Origin of the sequence: Flavobacterium sp. TAB 87 (assembly GCF_001529295.1) — a bacterium.
Taxonomy (GTDB): Bacteria; Bacteroidota; Bacteroidia; order Flavobacteriales; family Flavobacteriaceae; genus Flavobacterium.
On sequence record NZ_LLWK01000027.1, the window covers coordinates 66,586 to 73,268 of the forward strand.

6 protein-coding genes are annotated in these 6,683 nt (G+C 33.9%); 5 read left to right on the forward strand and 1 reads right to left on the reverse strand.

What is annotated here, in order from left to right; all coding sequences use genetic code 11:
- Window positions 1-139 precede the first annotated feature (139 nt).
- From hutH to AP058_RS02010, 4 genes are all read left to right on the forward strand, one after another.
- Entirely contained in the window at window positions 140-1,654 is a 1,515-nt protein-coding gene (hutH, locus tag AP058_RS01995) for a histidine ammonia-lyase (protein ID WP_066306333.1), read from the forward strand.
- Between the two features lie 48 nt (window positions 1,655-1,702).
- On the forward strand, window positions 1,703-2,347 hold the full coding sequence (locus AP058_RS02000) for a DUF47 domain-containing protein (RefSeq protein ID WP_066306298.1): 645 nt from the start codon (window positions 1,703-1,705) through the stop codon (window positions 2,345-2,347).
- A 30-nt stretch (window positions 2,348-2,377) separates the two neighbouring features.
- A complete protein-coding gene (locus AP058_RS02005; RefSeq protein ID WP_066306300.1) occupies window positions 2,378-3,712 on the forward strand; it encodes an inorganic phosphate transporter in 1,335 nt (444 codons plus the stop codon).
- A gap of 112 nt (window positions 3,713-3,824) precedes the next feature.
- Window positions 3,825-4,679: a DMT family transporter gene (locus AP058_RS02010; RefSeq protein ID WP_066306303.1), complete on the forward strand. Its 855-nt coding sequence runs from the start codon at window positions 3,825-3,827 to the stop codon at window positions 4,677-4,679.
- Window positions 4,680-4,740: 61 nt separating this feature from the next.
- On the opposite strand, the gene AP058_RS02015 is transcribed toward AP058_RS02010, so the two are convergent.
- A complete protein-coding gene (locus tag AP058_RS02015) occupies window positions 4,741-5,829 on the reverse strand; it encodes a M42 family metallopeptidase (RefSeq protein WP_066306306.1) in 1,089 nt (362 codons plus the stop codon).
- 83 nt (window positions 5,830-5,912) lie between these two features.
- Here AP058_RS02015 and AP058_RS02020 point away from each other — a divergent pair, with 83 nt between their 5' ends.
- Window positions 5,913-6,599, forward strand: coding sequence for a DUF4294 domain-containing protein (locus AP058_RS02020; protein WP_066306308.1), 687 nt, complete (start codon window positions 5,913-5,915; stop codon window positions 6,597-6,599).
- The last annotated feature ends 84 nt before the right edge of the window (window positions 6,600-6,683 follow it).

A 6,683-nucleotide genomic window follows, 5' to 3' on the forward strand; every position in this document is an offset into this window, starting at 1 on the left:
TAAGTAATTTAAAAAAAGCTACCGAAATTTTCTATCCAAAAGTTGAAGTGTCATTTTTAGTTGAATTTTGAAATAATCGTAAAATTCATTGCTTTTTAATGTGGATTTGTTGAATTTTGGCCTCGAAAATAAAAAACTAATGAACAATATCCATTATATAACAAACGAGCTGCTTACTTTTGAAATCATTCAAGAAATTGTAATGGAACAGAAGAAAATCGAGCTTTCAGATGAAGCAAAAGTTAACATTTTGAAATGCAGAGATTATTTAGATAAAAAGATGGCGTCACATTCTGGTCCCATTTATGGCATAAATACTGGTTTTGGATCGCTTTGTAATGTAAAAATTTCAAATGAAAATCTATCTAAACTGCAAGAAAATCTAGTTAAATCTCATGCTTGTGGTACTGGCGACGAAGTGCCATCGCATATTGTGAAATTAATGTTGCTTCTTAAAATTCAATCTTTAAGTTACGGTTACTCAGGCATACAGTTGGAAACTGTTCAGCGCTTAGTAGATTTTTTCAACAATGATGTTCTACCAATAATATATACGCAAGGTTCTTTAGGTGCTTCTGGCGATTTGGCTCCCTTGGCGCATTTATCTTTGCCTTTATTAGGATTAGGTGAAGTTTGCTACGAAGGAAAGAAAGTTTCATCGGCTGAAGTTTTGGAAAAATTCAAATGGGATCCTGTTATCTTAAAATCTAAAGAAGGATTAGCTTTGTTGAATGGTACCCAGTTCATGAGTGCTTATGGAACTCATATTATCTTAAAAGCATACAAATTATCGTATTTAGCCGATTTAATCGGTGCAATATCTTTGGAAGGGTTTGATGGCAGAATAGAGCCTTTTAATGAGCTGATTCATTTTATTAGACCGCATAAAGGACAAATTCAAACGGCAAATCGCATCAAAGAATTCTTAGAAGGAAGTGAGATAATTGCTCAGAATAAATCTCACGTTCAGGATCCTTACTCCTTTAGATGTATGCCTCAAGTGCATGGAGCTTCAAAGGACGCGATCGAATACGTGCAAAAAGTCTTTAAAACAGAAGTTAATTCGGTAACAGACAATCCAAATGTTTTTGTAGATAGTGACGAAATTATTTCTGGTGGAAATTTTCACGGACAACCTTTGGCTTTGGCTTTAGATTTTATCGGAATTGCCTTGGCAGAATTAGGAAGTATTTCTGAGCGAAGAACCTATCAATTAATTTCGGGATTGCGTAATCTTCCTGCTTTTTTAGTAGATAATCCTGGTCTAAATTCGGGATTTATGATTCCACAATATACTGCTGCAAGTATTGCAAGTCAAAACAAGCAGTTGGCTACTCCAGCAAGCGTTGATAGTATTGTTTCGAGTAACGGACAAGAAGATCATGTGAGTATGGGCGCTAACGGTGCAACGAAGGCCTTGCGAATTCTAGATAATTTAGAATGTATTTTAGCAATCGAATTAATGAATGCAAGCCAGGCAGTACATTATAGAAGTCCATTAAAATCGAGCGATTTTATTGAAATGTTCTTAAGTAGTTATCGTGTAGAAGTTCCTTTAGTGACCGAAGACCGAATTTTGCATTACGATATTGAGAAAACGATTTTATTTTTGGATAGTCTACAGATCGAAAGCGATTTGTTAACATTAGCTTAACATTGCAAAAAATAATTGATGTAATTTTGTATCCTTAAAAATAATAAAATGTCAATAAATAGTATTTTCCAATTTTTAGTACCTAAGGATAAAAAATTCTTTCCGCTTTTTGAAGACGCTTCAAGTAATTTAGTAGAATTAGCTTCTAACTTGCATGAGGCGGTGAACCTTCCTTTAAAAGAAAGAGAAATTCTTTTTAAGAAAATTGATGGATTCGAGCAAAAAGGAGAAGATATTACCCGTCAAACCAATTTGGAATTAAGTAGAAATTTTATCACTCCTTTTGATAGAGAAGACATTCACTCTTTGGTAACGTCAATTGACAACGTTGCAGATAGATTGCACGGTGCATCTAGTATTATGCGCTTGTATCAGGTGGACAAGATCACTAAATCAATCCGTAAAATGACAGAGATTAATTTAGAAGCATGTCAAAATATACAAACTGCGGTAAAAGAATTGCGTGATTTTAAAAATTCAGACAAAATTAAGGCAGCTTGTGCAAGAATAAGTAAATTAGAAAATAAATCAGATAACGTTTACAATAAAGCGGTTTTTGAAATTTTCGAAAATGAAACCGATGTTAAAAACATCATTAAGTACAAAGAGGTTTTATCTGTTTTAGAATCAGCTACAGACAAGTGTAAAAGTGTAGCAAGTGTTTTAGAGTCAATCGCAGTAAAACATTCTTAATTTAATTTATTCTTTCTGAAGTAATTACGTATGACCTTACTTATAATAATTATAATATTAGCTTTAGTTTTTGACTACATTAATGGTTTCCATGATGCAGCCAATGCTATAGCAACAGTGGTTGCAACTAAAGTATTAACTCCATTTCAAGCCGTAGTTTGGGCTGCGTTTTTTAACTTCTTGGCCTATTGGGTTTTTGGATTTGGAGTAGCAGATACGGTTGCAAAAACAGCACATACGATCGATATCACTCTAGTGGTTATTCTTGCTGGTGTAATTGCAGCAATTTGTTGGAATTTGGTAACCTGGTGGCTTGGTATTCCTTCTAGTTCTTCGCACACTTTAATTGGTGGTTTTGCTGGAGCAGCAATGGCTCATGCTATTTTTATGCATGGTTTTTCGGATTACAGCGTTATTGAAGGTGGAGAAACTATAACAAGGCATTGGTACAATATCGTGAATTGGTATGATCCAGGGAAAGCAGGAGCAATGCCAACGGGAGTAGTTATCATTATTGCATTTATTTTCTTCGCCCCTTTAATTGGAGCTTTGGCTTCGTATTTAATTTCAATTTGGTTATTAAATTCAGCAAGGAAAACTATTTTACCAAAAGTATTTACTGTTCTATTGATGATTGGGACTGTTTGGTTTATCAGTGATATGCTTATTTATGATGTTGTTGATCCAAGAATTAATTCTCATTTTTGGGGTGTTGTTCTTGAACCTCATAATATCAAATGGCTCTTAGTTGGATTTATTATTCTTTCGGTAAGTTTATTTTGCTTGGTGTTTAGTAGTTTAAGCCATCACCAATCCGAACGAGCACTTAAAAAAATGCAATTGTTGTCTTCAGCAGCATTTAGTTTAGGACACGGTGGAAATGACTCTCAAAAAGTAATGGGAATTATTGCAGCGGCAGTAATCGTTTATGTTAATGACGCACATGTTTCATTGGCTACGATGCCGAGCTGGTTACAAGTTTCTTTAGGAGATGGAGTTAATAAGGCCAATATGCCAGAATGGATCCCATTAGCTTGTTATTCTGCAATTGCAGCAGGAACATTAAGTGGCGGATGGAAAATTGTAAAAACAATGGGTTCTAAAATTACTAAAGTTACTTCTTTTGAAGGTGTCGCTGCCGAAACTGCAGGAGCATTAACTTTATATTTTACAGAACATTTACGAATTCCAGTAAGCACAACACATACTATTACGGGTTCTATTATTGGTGTTGGATTAACAAAACGAGTTTCAGCAGTCCGCTGGGGAGTAACGGTAAGTTTGGTTTGGGCCTGGATTTTAACGATCCCAATCTCTGCTTTACTGGCTGCTTTATTTTATTATGTTTTAAGGATTTTTATCTAATATATAACAGTCAAATCAGAACAAAGCCATTCATTTATTTGAGTGGCTTTTTTGATTGAAGTTGATAATCAATTCATCCTTAAGTCTTATTTTTTCATTTAAATTAAAAGTTATGTTGTATTTAATATTGAGTATAATTTGCAGTGTTTCGGTCGGAATTATTTTTAAAATAAGCCGTAAATACGAAAACAATAATTTTCAAATAGTACTTTTCAATTACTTTTTTGCAATGTTGTTTTGCTTGTTTGCTTTCGAACCGACATTACGTGCTATTGATGAGAATGCTCCTTTTGTGGTTTACGGAAGTTTGGGCATTTTATTGCCAGTAGTTTTTATGTTTCTGATTGCGTCTATTAAAAATATCGGAATTGTAAAAACCGATGCTGCACAACGATTATCGCTTTTCATTCCCATTTTGGCAGCTTGGTTTATATTTAAAGAAGAATTTACGACGTCCAAAATAATCGGAATTCTTTTCGGATTTTTAGCACTATTCTGTATTCTTTCTAAAATAAAAGAGTCGAGCCAATCCAGTTGGAAATATCCACTTCTTGTTTTTCTAGGATTTGGAGTAATAGATATACTGTTTAAAAAGATAGCCATTTATACTTTTGTTCCGTATACCACATCTTTGTTTATGGTTTTTGCGATTGCTTTCTTAATTATGGCAATTGTGGTTTTGTATCAGCAACTGATTAAAAAAGAAGTTTTTAATTTTAAAAATTTACTTTTCGGATTTTTGGTAGGATTGTTTAACTTCGGAAACATCTTATTTTATTTAAAAGCGCATCATGCTTTTTCAGAAAATCCATCTACTGTTTTTGCAGGAATGAATATGGGTGTTATTATTTTAGGAAGTTTGGCTGGCGTAATTGCCTTTAAAGAAAAGTTATCTAAACTGAATTACGTTGGATTACTATTGGCCCTCATTTCAATTGTACTAATTGTGTTCGCTCAGTTCAAATAAAAAAAAATGCGAATTTGAAACTTTCAAATTCGCATTTTAAATATAGTTTCAATTCTAAACCTTACTCAAAATAGGAAAACGTAGCATTGTTTTCAATTTTCAATAAAGATTCATAAATCAATTTAATTACATTTTCTACATCTTCTCTATGTACCATTTCTACTGTAGTGTGCATGTAACGAAGCGGCAGTGAAATTAGAGCAGAAGCAACTCCACCATTGCTGTAAGCAAAAGCATCAGTGTCAGTTCCTGTAACTCTTGAAGAAGCCAAACGTTGAAACGGAATATTATTCGCAACAGCCGTATCTAAAATTAATTCTCTCAAATTATTTTGTACAGCAGGAGCATAAGTTATCACAGGTCCAGCGCCAATTTTTGTTTCTCCCTCAATTTTTTTATCAATCATTGGCGTGGTAGAATCATGGCAAACATCGGTTACAATAGCAACATTCGGTTTGATTGTTTTCGTGATCATTTCGGCACCGCGCAAACCTACTTCTTCTTGTACCGAATTGGTGATGTATAAACCAAAAGGTAACTTGATTTTATTCTCGTGTAATAAACGTGCTACTTCAGCAATCATAAAGCCACCCATTCGATTGTCAATTGCACGACAAACAAATTTATTTTCGTTCAAAATCATAAATTCATCAGGATATGTAATTACACAACCTACATGAACGCCCAAATTTTCAACTTCCTCTTTGGTAGAACAACCTATATCAATAAACAAGTTGTCCACTTTTGCAGGCTCTTCTTTTGCTCTATTTCTTGTATGAATGGCAGGCCATCCAAAAACACCTTTTACAATTCCTTTTTTAGTATGAATGTTGACACGTTTCGAAGGTGCAATTTGATGGTCAGAACCACCATTTCTAATCACATAAATTAAACCTTCTTCATTAATATAGTTCACATACCAAGAAATCTCATCTGAGTGTCCTTCAATAACAACTCGGTAAGGTGCATCTGGATTTATAATTCCAACCGCAGTTCCATAAGTATCCGTTATAAAAGTATCCACATACGGTTTCAGATAATCCATCCAAATTTTTTGTCCGCTACTTTCGTAACCCGTTGGTGAAGCATTATTAAGGTAGCTTTCTAAAAAAGCCATTGAATCATTATTTAAAATTGATTTTGTACTCATAAAAATATTTTTTTGCTAAATTATAAATTTGGTATCACAGTTGCATAGATAATGCATAATTTTACATTTTAATTAATAACTCAATGAAGTTTACCTATCATTTATTTTGTTTGCTTTTTATTTCGATAATTGGTCACGCGCAAGGAACTCCAAATGCAAATTCACAGATGGGTTATGTGTTAACCGAAAAAGATTCGATACTTAATGATACTATCGAATTACCCGAAATTATCATTACCAAAGAAAAGTTAGATGCTGAAACGCACAAACAGTTTTTGATTCTTCAAAATCGAGTGTACAAAACTTACCCGTACGCCAAACTTGCTGCAGAAAGATTGACCGCGCTTAACAAAGGCATGGAACGTTTGTCAACAAATAAAGAGAAAAAAAAGTATTTCAAAATTGTCGAAGACTATCTTACTAATGGATTTGAAGCCAAGCTTAAAAAACTATCGCGCAAACAAGGTCAGATTTTAGTAAAATTGATCCACAGACAAACGGGTAATACAACTTACGAGTTGGTTAAAAACCTAAAAAGCGGTTGGAAAGCCTTTTGGGCGAACGGCACAGCCAATGTATTTGACATCAGTTTAAAAGAAGAGTACAGGCCGTATGAGGTAAATGAAGATTATTTGATCGAAACCATTCTAGATCGAGCATTCGAATCGGGTAGGTTAGTCAAGCAAAAAGAAGCGAAACCAGTGAATTATGAAGATCTAAGTAAACACTGGCAAGAGATCGCAGCACAAAGAACCATCCAAAAAGACTGAAATTTAAGTTTTGATACATTCAACATGTCCCTTTATATATAGGTATAGGAAGTTTTTTTATATTTAGGAGCTATTTCCTGTCAT